A 16,643-nucleotide genomic window follows, 5' to 3' on the forward strand; every position below is an offset into this window, starting at 1 on the left:
TTAAGCTCCTAGAAACGCAACCGCTGTTTTCGCTATGGAGGCACCGTCTAAGCCATAATGGGCAAACAGTTCTGACGAAGAACCAGTAATCAAGGCTTCATCCGGAAAAGCAATGATTTTTTGTCGAATGTCCGTTTCTTCTGTCAGTGTTTCCGCCACGGCAGCTCCTAAGCCGTTGTATTGGCTGTGTTCTTCCACAGTAATCACGGTGCCTGTTTCTTTCGCCACTCTTTTGACCGTTTCTGAATCAAAGGGCTTCAAGGAATGAACATTTAAAACGGTAGCAGTGATGCCTTGTTTTTCCAATAGCTCAGCAGCATCCAACGCTTGGCGCACGGTTTCGCCGGTGGCGATCAATGCGACATCTTGGCCGCTTCTCAACTCAATGGCTTTGCCGATCTCAAAAGGATAATCTGCAGAATCATAACAATCTTCAACAGGATTGCGACCGAGACGGATATAGGCTGGTTCATTTGATGCCGCTAAGGCTTTAAACATTTGGATCGTTTCAAAGCGATCTGCTGGCAACAGCACTTGCAAATTAGGGATCGCTCGTGCCACTGCGATGTCTTGCAAGGAATGATGACTCATGCCTAATGCCCCATAACTGACACCGCCGCTGATACCTACGAGTTTGACATTTTTATTCGAATACGCGACATCGACTTTGATCTGCTCGATACTGCGCATGCTGAGAAAACAAGCTGGAGAGGCAACGAAAGGGCGTTTGCCCATATGGGCTAAGCCAGCCGCAATACTGACGATGTTTTGCTCTGCGATCCCTACTTCCACCAATTGGGTCGGTAATTCCTTGGCAAAAGGTGCTAACGAAGCGGAACCACGAGAATCACTGGTCAACACCGTGATCGCAGGATTCTTTTTTCCTTCTTCAATCAATACATCGCACATCGCTTGGCGATTGGCAATATTATTTTTTCCCATGAGTCAAAACCTCCATTTGCTGATCAAGTTCGGCAATGGCTTGTGCAAGCTCTTCTGCCGTTGGCACTTTATGATGCCATTGCGCTTGATTTTCGGCTGCAGAATAGCCTTTGCCTTTGATGGTTTTGGCAATGATCAGCTTCGGTTGATTGGGCTGATGCGGTTTTTCTAATGCAGCCACCAAGGCAGCCATATCATTGCCATCAACGATATGCACATCCCAACCAAAGGCACGCCATTTTTCATCTAGCGGCTCCACTGCCATCACATCTTCCGAGGCTCCCGTGATCTGCAAGCCGTTGCGATCAATGATGGCGGTCAAATTGTCCAGCTGGTAGTTGGCAGCCGCCATGGCTCCTTCCCATACCGAGCCTTCTGCTAATTCGCCATCTCCCAACAATGTATAGGTTTGATACGTGCGGTGATCCAGTTTGCCTGCCAAGGCGATCCCTACTGCGACGGGTAAGCCGTGGCCTAGCGAACCAGTATTCATCTCAACACCAGCTACTTTATTGTTTGGATGACCGATCAGTCGTGAACCAAATTGCGAAAAGGTGGCTAATTCTTCTTTTGGCAAAAAACCTTTGTCCGCTAAAACGGCCCATAGTACTTCTGCCGCATGTCCTTTACTTTGGATATACTGGTCACGATCTTGCTTTTGGGGGTCTTTCGCATCGACATTCATTATCCGATAATACAAGGCCACTAAAATATCGGTACAAGAAAGATCCGAACCAGTATGACCCGTTTTTGCTTGATAGATCAGCTCTAACACGGATTTTCGAATCGTTAAAGCCTTCATCTCCAGCTCGTTTATTTCCATGATTGATCCCCTCTCAAGTATGCTTTGACGTCTTCTTCGATTGGATCATAAAAATCTGGCTGCACGCCGATGTATTTGCACGCTTCGTACAAAATCGGCACCACATTTTTTCTGACCGCCGCAACGTGATGAATATAAGGGCCCTCAACAAGTTTGAATTCCAAGCGATTCAAATTCGCAAATTCCAGATAGAGATAGGTCCCTTGATTGTATGGTCCATCGATCCCTTTACCAGTGCCCATCAGTAGTGAGTACTCGCCGTTGTCCCCATCAAAGCGACACAGCGTATACTCGTCTTTGATTGCCCGAAAAGCGACTGATCCTGGATAGTCAAAAACAAAATGTCGTTGCGGCAAGATCGGTTTGGTCTCTGCGGTGGAATAAGCAAAAACTCCTAAGTGCTGCAGCAATTCGCCATTCTCATTTTCTGGATGGCGGCAGTTGACATCCGCAAAGATCGCACGGTGTTCCCCCAACGAAGCGGCTTCGACCAACAGTTCCGAGATCGCCCCATGGACATCCGTCTCACAGACAAAAGGCAAGCCTTCTTCTTGTAACAGCGACAGGGAGGCATACGGTAAAATACCGATTTCGTCTTGTAAGGCCGTCCAACACTGGATGACTCCTGCATTGCAGCCGTAGCTTTCACATAAGTTTTGCAAAGCCACTTTAAGGGCTGCCACCATCTCCAAATCTCTCGCCGAAATTTGGACTTCCGTATTGGTTTCGAAATAATCAATGACTGCTTGCAATTTATCTGGCTGCTGTTCTTTGACTTTCTTGATTTCTTGCACCACTTCTTGGATCGGTACTGGTGATAGCGAAATATTGAAACGCTCCAATAGTTCGCCTTCGTTGCAGATCACGGTCCAAAAATCAAAGGGACGTGGGCCTACTTGCAAGATTCGTGTTTGTTTGAAGGTCTTGACGACATTGCAGACTTTGATAAAGTCTTGCAAGCCGCGGGCAAATTCTGGTGAATCAATATCAGAATTTTTGACATAGGTGAAAGGTACCTTGAAACGGCGCAAGACTTTCCCGATAGCAAAAAGACCGCATTGCGTATCCCGCAAACGTGAACCGTCGGCGGCTGGCGTCTCGTCTTTGGGTCCCCATAGTAAGACGGGAACATCTAGTTTTTTGGCTAAACGAGCACAGGCATATTCCGTACCAAAGTTTTCATTGGCTAGAAAAAGACCGTCGATCTTTGCTGCTTTGAATTTTTCGGCGATTTTTTCAACCCCTTCATCATCGTATAGCAAGCCGTCTTCATTGATATCTAAAATATCTACATAATCAATGGCGAGTTCGTCCATTTTTTGTCGTGTCAGATTGGCGTACTCAATGGCTGCTTCTGCACTAAACAAATTTCTTCTAGTCGGGGCGAACCCGATTGTTACTCTATCCATAAAACCACCCTTTTCGTTTTAGTATATTTAGCTAAATTTTTATTTCTTCGACGATTCGTGCTACATTTCTGCTCAGAAATTCCTCATCCGTCAGTAAAACGATTTTTTTATCAGGAAAGGCTGCGGCGACTTTCGCTTGATTGAAGCGGGTTTGAGGAGCTAAAATCAAAAAATCATAGTCATTCCCCACCATAAATATTTCTGAAAAAGGCGCGGAATTCACTTGGTAATGCTGATCATCCGCTAGTTGTTCTTTGAGCGCTTTGACGAGCAGTGCGCTGGAGAGCCCAGTGGCACAAAAGAGACCGATCTGTGTCATCTATTCACTTCCTTAAAATGTAATCCCTTACTTTTTACACCTTAAATATAGCACAAGCTAAATATTTTGCAATAGTTTTAGATAAATATTTTTGTTAAATAACTAAAAAGGACAAAACGCTTGCTAAACGTTTTGTCCTTCTTCTTATTTTTTTCTTATTTGATGCTTTCGCGTTCGACGATCGTCGTGGCGACCAGCATTTTCAGATGGTTTTCATCTTCACTGGTGATTTTCTCAATCAAGCGTCGCACGGCTTGGCGACCAAGGTACACTTTATCTACTTTGACGGTGGTCAGCGGTGGGTTGCAAAATTCCGCCAAAGGAATATCATCGAACCCAACGATGGTCAACGGATGATCGGGAAACACTTCGCGAATGGCTTTCATGGCACCGATGGCGATATTGTCATTGACCGCAAAAAAGGCGCTTGGTAACGGTCGCTGATCGGCACGCAGGGATTCCAAATAGACCTTCATATCTTGGTATGAGCCCTCCAGGGTAGGTTCTACTAAGGCTTCCGTCTCTTCATAATGGATCAGATCATGCTCTTGGATCGCTTGAATAAACCCTTGCTTGCGTTCACGGAAATTGTTGATTTGAAAGGTTGAGTTGATGATGCCAATGTCTCGGTGGCCTTTTTCGATCATCTTTTCAACGATCTCATAGGCGCTGTCACGATTATTGATAGCGACAAAATCAAAGTCCTGCGAATTAAATACCGTATCTAAAATCACTAACGGTACTTCCAAATGGCGAAAGACTGCTAAATCTTGTTTTTCCAATTCCGTTCCTAACAATAGCAAACCATCTACTAGTTCTGGGCGGATCTTTTCGATCGGGTCTTCCTCTGGTGCCAGTGTGATATGGGAAATGACCAGTTCATAGCCTAACGTACTGCACTCCATTTCGATTCCTCGGATCAATTCAGAAAAGAAAGGCGTATCTCCTACGACATTTCCTTGTTTGTTCATTACGACAAATTTGATTTTTTGGCTTTCCGTTTTTTTAATTTCTCGCTGATCAAAATACCCCATCTCACGAGCGATCTTCAAGATCGCTTGCCGTTTTTGTTCACTGATCCCCTTACGATTGTTGATCGCATTAGAGACAGTTCCGCTGGAAACACCAGCTTTTCGGGCAATATCAGAGATCACAACTTTCATTTGCTCACCGCTTTCTGCTTCTCATTCTGTTAAAAGTATAGCAAAAGAATTGTTTTTTTACTACCAAAAAAGCTAAAACAAACTAAAATTTTTAGTTTGTTTTAGCTTCTACTTTGATTAGTTACTTTGTTCCGCCAAAATGCAGAAGGACAATGGGTCGAGGGTTATCCCTGACGCTGCTACGCCGCGAGAAGCGATCCCAGCTCCTTTGGGGTCAGCAATGATGTGCCAAGAAGCATTTTCTGTTGTCGTCGGTAAGTCAAAGGACCAGCTTTCTTCCGTGCTGTTGAGTAAAACGAACAAGGAACGCCATGGATGCTGTTTGTCACGATTGGGTACTTGATACGCCAAGCGATTTTCATCCTTTGTCTCATAAAAGACCATGCTTTCAGCCGTTTGGGTCGTGGCATCTCTCAATGGTGCATAGGACTGCCGCAATGCCCACAAGCCCCGATAAAGCTCGCGCAACTCTTTGAAGGTTTTGGCACGTGACCAATCCAGCTGATTGACTGCCAGTGGCGAACGGAAGGAATTTTCATCGCCTTCTTTGGTACGGCCAAATTCTTCCCCTGCTTGGGTCAGCACTGCTCCTTGGCTGGTAAACAAAATGGCTGCTGCTAGTTTGTTGCGGGCTAAAAGCTCAGGATCAAACTCATAATTTCTTTCCTTCGCTGAAGCCTGCATGGTTGCCACCAGTTTGTCCCATAGAGTCAAATTATCATGGACTGACGCATAGGCGATCACTTGGCGGGGCGATTTTGCCCAGCGCTCGGCGCCTTCTTGCCCAGCAACTTTCGTATTTCCTTGAATCGCCGTTGCTAAATTTGCCGCATAAAAGGTTTGCTTGACTTGCGGTTGACCATTCATTCCTTGAATAAACGCGCCGTCTGTTTCTTCAAAGACATCGCCTTTGATACTGTCTCTTAAATCATTGCTAAAAACCGCAACGCCTTCTGACAGTGCCCAAACATTGCTTTTATTGGCTGGGATATTCGGCTGAATGATTTGATTGCTGCCGGCATCCCATGGCTCGCCGTATAAAATCACATGGCTGAAGCCAGCATCATCTAGGCGTTGCCGCAACTGGTTCATGGTTTCCACATCGATCAAGCCCATCAAATCAAAACGAAAGCCGTCGATTTTGTATTCTTGCGCCCAATATAAAACTGAATCAATGATAAATTTGCGCATCATTTTCCGTTCAGAAGCCACTTCATTGCCGCAAGCAGAACCGTCCGCAAAATTCCCCGCATCATCTTGGCGGTAGTAATAATCAGGCACCGTCAAATTAAACCATGATTCTTCTGTGATCGCAGTGTGATTAAAGACCACATCCATCACAACGCCGATGGCTTCTTCGTGCAGCGATTGGATCATTTGCTTGCATTCACGAATCCGTGTCTTGGGATCACTAGGATCAGAAGCGTATCGTCCTTCAGGGACATTGTAATTTTTCGGATCATAGCCCCAGTTGTAGGCAGACGAAGTTTCATCATTGTCAAAATCGAAGATCGGCAGTAGATGAACATAATTGATCCCCAGCTCTTTTAAATAAGCCATACCAGTTGGTTGACTTTCATCCCCTATCAGATGGGTCTTTTTTTCAGTAAAGGCTAAATATTTCCCGCGATTTTCTGGTGAAATCCCGCTGTTTTCGGCACCACTGAAATCTTCGACATGTAATTCCCAAATATAGGCATCTGTGATCGACTGCTGACCGACGCCGTGACTTTCCTGCCAACCTTCAGGATCTGTTTCCTTTAAATCAATGATCGCACCGCGGTTTCCGTTGATCCCTACTGCCTTGGCATAAAGATCCACCGCTTCGATTTTCTGCCCATCTCGTTGAAACTCAAAGGTATAAAACAGCTCCTTGACGTTTTCTTCCGTCGTGATTTGCCAACAGTTGTCTTCTTGAACCATTGGCAGTGTCAGCAGACGATCGTCAGACCCAGCGACACCGCTTTGATAAAGCAATACTGAAACGGCCTCTGCCTCTGGTGACCAGCATTTGAACGTGGTTTGCTGTCCTTGAAAAGTCACACCAAGATCATTCCCGTGATACGTATGTTCTTCTAAAAAACCGATCCTGCGATCGATCGCAATCTTTTTTTCTCCATACTGCGTGTTTTGTCCCATCAAAATTCCTCCATTCAACGTTGCTAACTATAAAACCCAGTTACTTTTCTGCTATTTCTACCTTCTCATATTTCTTGAAAATTGCCAACAATAAGCCGCCTCTTCTTCGGCCTAAAAAATAAGCCTTAACACTACAGACAAGACCTTTTCTTATTTTGCTGAACGACTCCCGCCTATTTTTATCAAAAGAAAAACCCCCACTCGTTGAACGGCTCTTAAAGAGTAGCTATTGCTTCTAATCTTTAAGATCACTGCTCCGATGGGGATTTTTGAAAAATAGGAAATCAATAATGGCAACGATAGCTGTCACAATATTCAGAAATCTTTTCCTCTCTTTCACGCTATCTATTGATCACTTACAGCTAGACCTGATTCAAGTAATGTTTTAGGTAGATCATCTTGATAAAAACCAACTGGTTCATGAAGGACTCGCTGCCAATAATTTTGTGTCTCTTTCAAAAAATCAGCGTTATCTTGAGTATTTCCTTCACGAATAAACAGCAATACCAACCCACTAAAAAAAATCAAGGCTTCTTCATGGTATTTCCTCAGATCGTTTTCTTGCGCACATTGAAAAACAGCTGATTCAGCAATTGCTTCTTGAAAATATGCAAAAGAACGCTCTTTTATGTAAGGACCACAACCAATATCATTTAAAAATAATGCAAAAAAGAGGGCCCGATTGCGACTGGCGAACACGTAATAGTCATGCCAAAAACTGTATAAAGGATCTAAAGTCGCCACTGACTCTTTTTTTGCTTCATGAATATCGCGAAACACATCATCGACCATCGCCTGTTTATAATTTTGCATGTTTGAAAAATTCAAATAGATCGGTTGAGTCGATGTTCGTGCGTAATTAGCAATGTCGCGGACAGTGAGTGGTCGATAAAGATACTCCACCAGATATTTTTTTAAGCAATTGATCAAATATTTTTTCGTAATCGTTGCTTTTCTCATAATACCCCTTCCTTTCTGGACGTCACCAATTCTTGCTGACGTTCGTCTCATTCATTTTGACTACTTGCAGCTTTTAGAAACACAACCAACGCCCATTTTCTTACTGAAAGTAATCTTTATACTTCTACTTTAACAAAAAAGAGCACGTTAACCTATACTTTCTGCCGATTTTCTTAATTTTATTTTTTATTTTTGACCATTTTGTCAAAGAAGCTCTTGTTGTCTTATGGTGCTCAGACTTAAGGCTGATTTTGACTGGTGCTGCTTGTGGAATAATACTATGTAATGTATAGTATGAGTATGAACAGGAGGAGAGCCTTTGGATGCCCAATTAAAAAAAGGATTATTGGAAATTTGTGTTTTGGCCTATTTGCAGCATGGTGACTCTTATGGCTATGAATTAGTCAAAAACATATCTCCTTTACTGCCAATCTCAGAATCAACGCTCTATCCTATCTTGAAGCGCTTAGAGGCCAGCCGAGCGGTTGAGACTTATAATAAAAGCCATCAAGGGCGGACCCGAAAATACTACCGCTTGACCAAACTTGGCAAACAGCGGATCGACGATTTTTTAACCAACGACTGGCCCCAATTGACATTGATCCAGCGATTTATTAAAGGAGGAACATTAGATGAACAGAGTTGATTTTATCAAGGCATTGGCTGCAGAATTATCTGAAAAAGTCAGACCTAGCGAGATTCATCAGCTGATCAACTATTATGACGAGATGATCGAAGATTTGATGGAAGAAGGATACACCGAAGAAGAAGCCGTGGCACGCCTTGGCTCCCCAAAAGAACTGATCCAAGCAGTCACCGAAACGGAAGAGGTCGTAGTAGAGATTCCTCGCCGCTTTCATCCCTTTTTGCTTTTGATCTTATTGCTAGGCTTCCCATTGTGGGGCAGCTTATTGTTAAGTGCCGCATTGCTGATCCTAAGCTTTTTAATAATCATCTGGTGTGTGCCTTTCACAACTGGCATGATTGGTGTCACTACGTTTATTGGTGGGATCGCCAGCGTTGTCTTAAGTCCCATGCTGATGGCGGATGGTTTCTATCTCTTTTTAAGTCAGTTAGGTGTGGGGATTTTCTTATTTGGTTTAGGGCTGCTTTGCCTGATCGCCACTTTTAGTATGAGCCGACCTTTTTCACGCCTTACCCACTCCCTTGTCGTTTGGCCGAAATCATTTGTTCAAAACTATCGAAAGAAGGCAGTCCTATGATCAAAATCAATAAGCGCTTTTTCGTTTTTCTCAGTCTGTTGTTTATTATTATCGGACTGGTCATCACCTTTATCGGTTTTTCAATGTCAGGGTACTCACCTGATGCGTACCATATTGAGCATCGCCGCTGGTATCAACTCGTTGGTTTCTATACGGACTAACAGACGGAAAATAATTATAAGTTGATTTTTTCGTCATAAAAACAATCGATTTTCAACAATTTCATGTTTTGATGAAAAAATTGAACTTTCCTTTTTGATCTCACCATATTACTATATAGGTACATCCTGTATCCTATTTCATAGGGTAACCAGAAAAACCCATACCATCCTATGGGTTTTTTTGCTGTCTATAAAAGCAAAAAAACGTGCCGCAAGTCCAGTTATCGCCAAGCCAGCTATTTTAGCTAACCTTGGCAGAGCCTGTCTGCAGCACGTTTTTTCTAATGATCGATTATTCCCCTAGTGCTGGCTGTTCTTGCACAGTGCCAATAGGAAACAAGGCGCGAAACACCCGGCGAACGATTGGGCCTGCAATAAACAATTGCAATGGCAATGCGACGATCACATTTTTCCCAATGTTGCTTAGCCAATTGACGAACACCGAGTGATCAGGGTTTGGGTGCATCAACGCACCAAAAAGTGACATACAGATCACCATGCCGGCGATCATCAATGAAGAAATCAAACCGATTTTTTTCCAAGTAGCTGATTGATGGTCCAAAAATCGAAACGCCAAACCTTTTGCCGGACCAGAAACAATGAACCAATCCAAAATAAAGGCGACACAAAGGGCTAATGGCAATTCATTCCACGCCAATTGGAATGCCAATGCAGAAACACCGACTTGAAACATGAGGTTATAAACACTCATAAAATACACCATGAAAATACACATAAGTATCGTATAGATCAAACTTTCTTTTTTGTTGATGGGCATGTAACAACTTCCTTTCTCTTTTTCGTACTCGACTATTCTAGCAGAAGAAAATTTTTCGTGTAAGTAAAAGTTTGAAAACTTTCAAAAAAGTTTTTTGCTATTTTTTTATCCACTTCTCTTGACACTTTCTTATGAAGTCAGTAGAATAGCGATAGATTAAATCGTACAGATAACAAGCGGGTTCGCTTGTCGAGAGAGAGGCGGTTTCTATGAGAATAGAAACGGTCTCTTTTTTTGCGAATTTTTAGAGGTGAGAATATGGAAAACAACAAAAAACTCGTGGGGGCGATCCTCGCAACCGGATTGATGTCATTTGCAGGCGTGCTGATTGAAACAGCTATGAATGTAACGTTTCCGACATTGATCGATCAATTTACGCTTTCAACATCCGATGTGCAATGGGTGACGACCATCTACTTACTGGTCATCTCCATCATTGTCCCAATATCGACCTACCTTTTGAAACGCTTCTCATTGAGAACCTTGTTTCTAGCTGCCAACGCCTTCTTCCTTGTTGGCTTGGTGATCGACTTTTTATCGCCGACGTTTGCCATTTTGCTGATTGGCCGCTTTTTCCAAGGTGCCAGCACAGGGATCGCACTGCCTTTGATGTTCCACATCATTTTGACTTACTCCCCCTTTGAAAAACGGGGAGCGGCAATCGGCTTAGGGAATTTGACCACTTCCATCGCTCCAGCGATCGGACCGACATATGGGGGCTTATTGACCGCCCATTGGTCTTGGAATGCGATCTTTCTTTTCTTGATCCCAGTCTTACTGATCTCCCTAGTGCTCGGCCTTTACTCGATCCCTAAGACGGCTGGGGAAAAAGACACTTCCCTTGATTTACTGAGTGTATTAGGAATCGTCTTGATGTTCAGCGGCTTCTTATTGTTCTTGAATCAAGTAGGCACCTTAGCGAGTCTACTGCCGCTGCTTTTCGGTTTCATTGGTGCTGGCTTGTTTTATCAACGCTCAAAAGGCTCGAACCCATTGATTCGTTTGGCTGTTTTGAAAAACCGCAGCTTTAGTTTGTTTCTGTTTGGCTTTCTTGTTTGTCAATTCCTTTTACTGGGCATTTCCTTTGTCTTGCCGAACTTTGTCCAACTCGTCTTGGGAAAAGATGCTTTTACTGCAGGATTAGTTATGCTTCCTGGGGCGGCGATCGGTGCGATCCTTGCGCCGATCTCTGGTCGGTTGCTGGATAAAGTTGGACCGAAAAAACCGATCCTGTCTGGTTTGACATTGATTGCCATCGGTTGGCTTGCCTTAGCCCTCGTTTTGCGTTCGCCTTTCATTTGGAGCCTAGTTGCTGGACATGTCTTTTACATGATCGGGATCGGCTTAGCCTACAGCAATATGATGACCACCGGCTTAAACAAGCTGACTCCTGCGATGTACGCGGACGGTAATGCGATCTTTAATACGCTGCAGCAATTTTCTGGTGCAGTGGCGACGGCTGTGGTGGCGACCATTATCAATTTGGCACAAAATGCGGCGACCGATTACACCCAAGGGACGGTCATCGGCTCTCAAATCGCCTTATTCTTTTTGTGGGCCTTAGTCTTACTGACTTTCCTATTAACGATCAACTACTTCCGCAAAAGCACCGACAAAAAAGCCGTCAGCTAACTGCGGCTTTATCCATTGAAAACCAAGAAAAAAGCCGCTCTCCCTTGAGGGCGGCCATAAAAAAATCCGCTTCCGATCCCCCTTCTTAGTCAAAGGGCGCTCTCGGAAACGGATTATTTTTTTAGTTTAATTCAGCGGAACCAACCGCTGTTTTGGCTGTCACTGTGCCTGTAGTCGTCAATGAAAGCTGACGCACTTTTTCGGCATTCGTGATGACCGTCAAGACATCGGTCTGTTTGCCAGCTGCGGTAACGGCATCTAGATCCATCACTGCAAGCTTCGTTTCTGGTGTGACCGTATCACCTTCAGAAACAAGGACCTCAAATGGCGCACCTTTTAATTCCACAGTATCTAAGCCCATATGAACAAGAACTTCCGCGCCACCAGGCGTTAAAATCCCGATTGCATGCTTTGTTTCAAAAATGCTAGAGATCGTACCTGCAACAGGAGCATAAACCGTTCCGTTCGTTGGCTGAACAGCAAAGCCGTCACCCATCATTTTTTGAGAAAAGACAGGATCAGAAACTTCAGTGATGGCAACTACTTTCCCATCAGCTGGGGCATAAAGGGTTTCTTCTGTCGCAGTTGCAGTAGTTCCAGTTGAAGTCATTGGTTCAACCGATGCAGCAGCTCCATTAGCTCCAGCACCAGCTGTTGCTAACCCAGATGCGTACCCAGCGTCCGTTGCTGGCGTTGCTGGATCGATCTTATTAAAGATCCCTTGACGGCGGAATACAATCGTCAAGATGAAAGGAACCACGATCGCAATCAGCATCGCGATACCAAAGGCTAACCAACCGCCACCTTCTGTTCCGTTGATCGCTAAAATTCCTGGCAGACCACCCACACCAATGGCATTGGCACGTACGCCCATCAAGTTATTGAACATCCCCGCTAGACCTGAACCCACCATTGCAGCAACAAATGGATAGACATATTTCAAGTTGATCCCGAACATAGCAGGTTCTGTAACCCCTAAGTAACAAGAGATCGTTGCTGGAATAGAAACTTGCTCTTCTTTTTCGTTCCCGCGATGCAAGAAGATTACAGCTAAAACAGCTGAACCTTGCGCGATGTTTGATAGAGCGATCATCGGCCATAGATTGGTCGTACCGAAAGAAGAAATCAACTGCATATCGATCGCATTAGTCATATGATGCAAGCCGGTGATTACTAATGGTGCATAAAAGGCTCCAAAGAGAAGACTGAATAACCAGCTAACAGAAGAAGTCAATCCTGTATTTACAAAGTTTGAAATAATATCCCCTAACCACCAACCGATTGGCCCTAAAATCACATGGGCTGCAAAAATCGTTGGCAACAGTGAGAATAGCGGCACAAAAATCATTGACACAGCTTCTGGAATATATTTTCTAAAGAAGATCTCCAGATACGCCAACATAAATCCGGCTAACATGGCAGGAATGACTTGCGCTTGGTAACCGATCTTATCGATTTGGGCAAACCCGAAATCCCAGAATGGAATATCGCCAGGTGCCGTTGTTGCAACCGCATAGGCATTCAGTAGCTGAGGAGAAACCAATGTGATCCCTAAAATGATTCCTAAGATTTGTGTCGTTCCCATCTTACGCGTGATACTCCAAGTGATTCCCACTGGTAGGAAGTGGAAAATCGCTTCTCCCGGCAACCATAAGAAATCGTTGACGCCATTCCAAAAAACAGAATTTGAAACGATCGTTCCATTACCAAAATCAATTTCACCTAATACATTTCGGAACCCTAAAATAAGTCCCCCTACAATAATTGCTGGAATAATCGGTGTGAAGATCTCGGCCAAAACAGCGATCGCCCGTTGGAACGGATTTTGATTTTTCTTCGCTATCGCTTTTCCTTCATCCTTTGAAACCCCTTCAATTCCTGAGACTGCACTGAAGTCATTGTAAAACGTTGAGACATCATTGCCGATAATGACTTGGAATTGTCCCGCATTGGTAAACATCCCTTTGACACTTGGAATTTCTTCAATTGCCTTTTCGTTTGCTTTTGACTGATCGTTCAAAACAAAACGCATCCGTGTCGCGCAATGTGTTACTGCGGCGATATTTTCTTTGCCGCCAACATATTCCAGCAGCTTCTCAGCATCATCACGATACTTTCCCATAATTAATAAACCCCTTTCATATCCACTTGTATATATATGTTTTAATTACGCACTAATCATAACTTGATAGTTTTGATATTGCAAGCGTTTCAAACCAATTTTTTCACTTTTTCTACAAACAATACAAGTAATTAAAAAAGGAACCGTATTAAAACCTTGATAAATAAACGTTTTTCAAAATATTTGATTAATATAAAATAATATTGCCAATAACTTTATTTACTGTTTATTTGACAAAAAAGAATAAAAAAACAGGTGAGATAAATTGAAATAGCTTACAACTTACGTTATAATCATCTTGCATGTATAGACAAGTTTAAAGGAGGACAACTACTGTGAATACGATTATATTGTCTAAGGAAGAATGGCTATTAACGGATCAAACCGGTACGACCTATCCGTTTTCTGGGACAGACAGTGAACGAGTTGCCGCACTGACCGCGCAGCTGCAGCAAATGGAAGGTGGCGGGATCGTCTCTGAATCGCTGGTGTTTACGAATGAAGAAGGGACTTTTTCACTGGACCAATGGTTGACAGAAAAATTGAATCGTCCCTTTGTTTGCACCACGAAAGAACAGTATGAAGAAAAAAGTGCTGAAATTCCTTGGAGCCTCGAATACTATGGCTACACCCCTGGTAAAGATGAATACTCGGTGGAGTCACTTTTAACCGTCGGCAACGGCTATCTAGGGCTGCGAGGTACAACGCCTGAGATGACCATTTGTGAAGCGAACTATCCAGGGCTGTATTTAGCAAGTCTTTACAATACGGTAGAATCGGATGTTTCGGGTCATACCATCAGCAATGAAGACTTCGTCAATGCACCGAATCTGCAAAAAATGTACGTGAAGATCGATGATGAAGTGATCGACATCGCCAACAATCAGCTCCTTTCCTTTAAACGGACATTGGATCTGAAGACCGGCTTGTTCCAATCAGTGGCAGAAATTGAAACCAAAAAACAAAAGCGTCTGCGAATCGAAACGAAGAAAATCGCCAATATGCAAGATGTTCACCAATACAGCTTGGTCTATCAGTTTACCCCACTGAACTTTTCTGGCACCGTTACCTTCGTCAGTGAAGCCGACGGATCGGTTTATAACTATAACGTCGCTCGTTACCGTAGCTTAACCAACCAGCATTTGACCGTGAAAGAGGCAGCAGCTGAACAAAACAAAGCGCATTTAGTGGTCACCACTAACCAATCACAGATTACCGTTGTCCAATCCTCTGAACTGTTTTCACAGGACCTGCCATTGGCTGAGCTGCACGCTGAAACAAACGACCAGCTCGTCCGTCAGCAAGTAGCCCTTGAGGTGACGGAAGGCCAAACTTATCGGGTCGAAAAATCAGTCACTGTTGCCGCTTATCGCCAAGAAGAGCCGCAACCGGCATTTACATTTTCTTCCTTAGCATTACCTGATTTTGCGACGATGTATACCGCCTCAAAACAAGCCTGGGCTGAATTATGGGCGAAAGCGGCCATCGAAGTCACTGGTGACTTGATGTCACAAAAAATGCTGAATCTGCATACGTATCATCTGCTGGTCTCCGCAGCACCGAATGCTTATCAGGAGTCCCTAGATGCCAGTATCACTGCCCGTGGCCTACATGGTGAAGCCTATCGCGGTCATATTTTCTGGGATGAACTGTTTATCTTACCGTTTTACATTCTACATTTTCCTGACACCGCCAAAGAAATTTTGCTGTATCGCTACCGCCGCTTAGCTGCTGCCAAAAAAGACGCCCAAAAAGCCGGCTACCAAGGCGCCATGTTCCCATGGCAATCCGGATTGGATGGCAGTGAGCAATCCCAAGAACTGCATTTGAACCCTATCAGCGGCGAATGGAAAGAAGACCACAGTCGCTTGCAGCGCCACGTCTCCTTAGCGATCGCTTATAACATTTGGCAATACTGGCACAACACGCAAGATCGGGTCTTCATGGAACAATATGGGTTAGAATTGATGTTAGAAGTCGCCCATTTCTGGCAAAGTGCTGCCACCTGGGATGATGCTACTCAACGTTACTTTATCGATAAAGTCATGGGACCAGATGAATTTCATGAAAGCTACCCAAATAGTGAACAAGGTGGCTTGAAAAACAACGCCTATACCAATATGATGGTAGTATGGTTGTTTGAAGAGATCGAGAACCTCCAACAACAACTATCAGCAGAGAGCTTCCAAGCAGTATTGGAGAAAACGGCTTTAACCCCAGCGGATATTGCTGCTATGGCAGATATTCGTACCAAATTAGGCTTAGAGATCGATCAAGAAGGTATCATCGCACAGTTTGAAGGGTACTTCCAGTTGGAAGATCTGGATTGGGCCCATTACAAAGAAAAATATGGCAACATCTATCGGATGGACCGCATCTTGAACGCTGAAGGTAAGAGTGCTGACAGCTACAAAGTCGCGAAACAAGCCGATAGTCTGATGATTTTCTACAATTTCTCAAAAGAGCAAGTCAATCAAATTTTGGCGGATCTTTCTTACCAACTGCCAACAGACTATATTGAAAAAAATCTCCATTATTATTTGGCTCGCACCTCCCACGGCTCGACTTTGTCGCGGATCGTTCATGCTCAGTTAGCGGCAATGGTGGATGATCAGGAATTGGCTTGGTCGTTATACCAAGAAGCCCTCTCTTCTGATTACCGTGATATCCAAGGCGGTACTACGGCAGAAGGCATTCACGCCGGTGTCATGGCCGCTACGTTGTTTATTCCGTTAACCACTTTTGCTGGGATCGATATTCGAGAAGAGCAGTTGCAGATCACACCGAACTTGCCAAAAGCCTGGGACAGCTTAGCCTTCCAGCTAGAAGTTCGCGGCACCCACTTTGCAATGAATGTTACACATGAAACATTGACGATCACTGCTGATCAGCCAGTCACGATCTTAGTGAATGGGCAACAAGTTTCGTTAGAAGCAAACAAAGAAGCAATGATTACTTACTAAAAGGAGTGT

Annotated in this window: 14 protein-coding genes; 5 read left to right on the forward strand and 9 right to left on the reverse strand. The window is 44.0% G+C overall.

Translation table 11 applies throughout. From position 1 onward, the window contains the following. The 7 genes from IAE45_RS07750 to IAE45_RS07780 all read right to left on the reverse strand — a co-directional run bounded on the left by IAE45_RS07750 (position 1) and on the right by IAE45_RS07780 (position 7,755). Positions 1 to 942: a transketolase family protein gene (locus tag IAE45_RS07750; protein ID WP_123833481.1), complete on the reverse strand. Its 942-nt coding sequence runs from the start codon at positions 940 to 942 to the stop codon at positions 1 to 3. Continuing rightward, complete coding sequence (locus IAE45_RS07755; protein WP_005231740.1) at positions 929 to 1,765, reverse strand: transketolase; 837 nt, start codon at positions 1,763 to 1,765, stop codon at positions 929 to 931. Before IAE45_RS07755 ends, IAE45_RS07750 begins: the two co-directional genes overlap by 14 nt. Continuing rightward, a complete protein-coding gene (locus IAE45_RS07760; protein WP_200125717.1) occupies positions 1,756 to 3,174 on the reverse strand; it encodes an L-fucose/L-arabinose isomerase family protein in 1,419 nt (472 codons plus the stop codon). Before IAE45_RS07760 ends, IAE45_RS07755 begins: the two co-directional genes overlap by 10 nt. A 31-nt stretch (positions 3,175 to 3,205) precedes the next feature. Next, complete coding sequence (locus IAE45_RS07765) at positions 3,206 to 3,493, reverse strand: PTS cellbiose transporter subunit IIB (RefSeq protein WP_195265630.1); 288 nt, start codon at positions 3,491 to 3,493, stop codon at positions 3,206 to 3,208. Between the two features lie 155 nt (positions 3,494 to 3,648). Continuing rightward, complete coding sequence (locus IAE45_RS07770) at positions 3,649 to 4,656, reverse strand: LacI family DNA-binding transcriptional regulator (RefSeq protein WP_200125719.1); 1,008 nt, start codon at positions 4,654 to 4,656, stop codon at positions 3,649 to 3,651. Positions 4,657 to 4,773: 117 nt separating this feature from the next. Beyond that, the gene (gene pulA / locus IAE45_RS07775) at positions 4,774 to 6,795 is read right to left on the reverse strand and encodes a type I pullulanase (RefSeq protein ID WP_200125721.1); all 2,022 of its coding nucleotides are present in this window, start codon (positions 6,793 to 6,795) and stop codon (positions 4,774 to 4,776) included. 345 nt (positions 6,796 to 7,140) lie between these two features. After that, positions 7,141 to 7,755 (reverse strand): TetR/AcrR family transcriptional regulator, encoded by a 615-nt coding sequence (locus IAE45_RS07780; protein WP_200125723.1) that lies wholly within the window; start codon positions 7,753 to 7,755, stop codon positions 7,141 to 7,143. Between the two features lie 319 nt (positions 7,756 to 8,074). On the opposite strand from IAE45_RS07780, the gene IAE45_RS07785 reads away from it, so the two are divergent. Genes IAE45_RS07785 through IAE45_RS07795 form a run of 3 tightly spaced genes read left to right on the forward strand, consistent with a single transcriptional unit; the run spans position 8,075 to position 9,139 of the window. After that, complete coding sequence (locus IAE45_RS07785; RefSeq protein WP_005232883.1) at positions 8,075 to 8,401, forward strand: PadR family transcriptional regulator; 327 nt, start codon at positions 8,075 to 8,077, stop codon at positions 8,399 to 8,401. Next, positions 8,388 to 8,978, forward strand: a complete 591-nt coding sequence (locus IAE45_RS07790; RefSeq protein WP_200125725.1) for a DUF1700 domain-containing protein — start codon at positions 8,388 to 8,390, stop codon at positions 8,976 to 8,978. The genes IAE45_RS07785 and IAE45_RS07790 overlap by 14 nt, the downstream gene beginning before the upstream one ends. After that, positions 8,975 to 9,139 (forward strand): hypothetical protein, encoded by a 165-nt coding sequence (locus IAE45_RS07795; protein ID WP_200125727.1) that lies wholly within the window; start codon positions 8,975 to 8,977, stop codon positions 9,137 to 9,139. Before IAE45_RS07790 ends, IAE45_RS07795 begins: the two co-directional genes overlap by 4 nt. Before the next feature lie 292 nt (positions 9,140 to 9,431). On the opposite strand, the gene IAE45_RS07800 is transcribed toward IAE45_RS07795, so the two are convergent. Further along, positions 9,432 to 9,917, reverse strand: coding sequence for a DUF2798 domain-containing protein (locus tag IAE45_RS07800; RefSeq protein ID WP_200125729.1), 486 nt, complete (start codon positions 9,915 to 9,917; stop codon positions 9,432 to 9,434). A 258-nt stretch (positions 9,918 to 10,175) separates the two neighbouring features. Between IAE45_RS07800 and IAE45_RS07805 the strand changes: the two genes are divergently transcribed. Beyond that, positions 10,176 to 11,549, forward strand: a complete 1,374-nt coding sequence (locus IAE45_RS07805; protein ID WP_200125731.1) for an MFS transporter — start codon at positions 10,176 to 10,178, stop codon at positions 11,547 to 11,549. A gap of 121 nt (positions 11,550 to 11,670) precedes the next feature. Here IAE45_RS07805 and treP read toward each other — a convergent pair whose 3' ends face one another. Continuing rightward, the gene (treP, locus tag IAE45_RS07810) at positions 11,671 to 13,671 is read right to left on the reverse strand and encodes a PTS system trehalose-specific EIIBC component (protein ID WP_200125739.1); all 2,001 of its coding nucleotides are present in this window, start codon (positions 13,669 to 13,671) and stop codon (positions 11,671 to 11,673) included. Positions 13,672 to 14,006: 335 nt separating this feature from the next. Between treP and IAE45_RS07815 the strand changes: the two genes are divergently transcribed. Beyond that, complete coding sequence (locus IAE45_RS07815; protein ID WP_200125741.1) at positions 14,007 to 16,634, forward strand: glycoside hydrolase family 65 protein; 2,628 nt, start codon at positions 14,007 to 14,009, stop codon at positions 16,632 to 16,634. The last annotated feature ends 9 nt before the right edge of the window (positions 16,635 to 16,643 follow it).

This window comes from Enterococcus sp. S53, from assembly GCF_016516865.1.
Classification (GTDB): Bacteria; Bacillota; Bacilli; order Lactobacillales; family Enterococcaceae; genus Enterococcus_D; species Enterococcus_D innesii.

Bases quoted from the DNA above. Each gene is read 5' to 3' on its own strand.
- IAE45_RS07770 (WP_200125719.1), bottom strand. From the start codon at position 4,656: ATGAAAGTTGTGATCTCTGATATTGCCCGAAAAGCTGGTGTTTCCAGC.
- IAE45_RS07800 (WP_200125729.1), bottom strand. From the start codon at position 9,917: ATGCCCATCAACAAAAAAGAAAGTTTGATCTATACGATACTTATGTGT.
- treP (WP_200125739.1), bottom strand. From the start codon at position 13,671: ATGGGAAAGTATCGTGATGATGCTGAGAAGCTGCTGGAATATGTTGGC.
- IAE45_RS07795 (WP_200125727.1), top strand. From the start codon at position 8,975: ATGATCAAAATCAATAAGCGCTTTTTCGTTTTTCTCAGTCTGTTGTTT.
- IAE45_RS07780 (WP_200125723.1), bottom strand. From the start codon at position 7,755: ATGAGAAAAGCAACGATTACGAAAAAATATTTGATCAATTGCTTAAAA.
- IAE45_RS07760 (WP_200125717.1), bottom strand. From the start codon at position 3,174: ATGGATAGAGTAACAATCGGGTTCGCCCCGACTAGAAGAAATTTGTTT.
- IAE45_RS07755 (WP_005231740.1), bottom strand. From the start codon at position 1,765: ATGGAAATAAACGAGCTGGAGATGAAGGCTTTAACGATTCGAAAATCC.
- IAE45_RS07805 (WP_200125731.1), top strand. From the start codon at position 10,176: ATGGAAAACAACAAAAAACTCGTGGGGGCGATCCTCGCAACCGGATTG.
- pulA (WP_200125721.1), bottom strand. From the start codon at position 6,795: ATGGGACAAAACACGCAGTATGGAGAAAAAAAGATTGCGATCGATCGC.
- IAE45_RS07790 (WP_200125725.1), top strand. From the start codon at position 8,388: ATGAACAGAGTTGATTTTATCAAGGCATTGGCTGCAGAATTATCTGAA.
- IAE45_RS07750 (WP_123833481.1), bottom strand. From the start codon at position 942: ATGGGAAAAAATAATATTGCCAATCGCCAAGCGATGTGCGATGTATTG.
- IAE45_RS07765 (WP_195265630.1), bottom strand. From the start codon at position 3,493: ATGACACAGATCGGTCTCTTTTGTGCCACTGGGCTCTCCAGCGCACTG.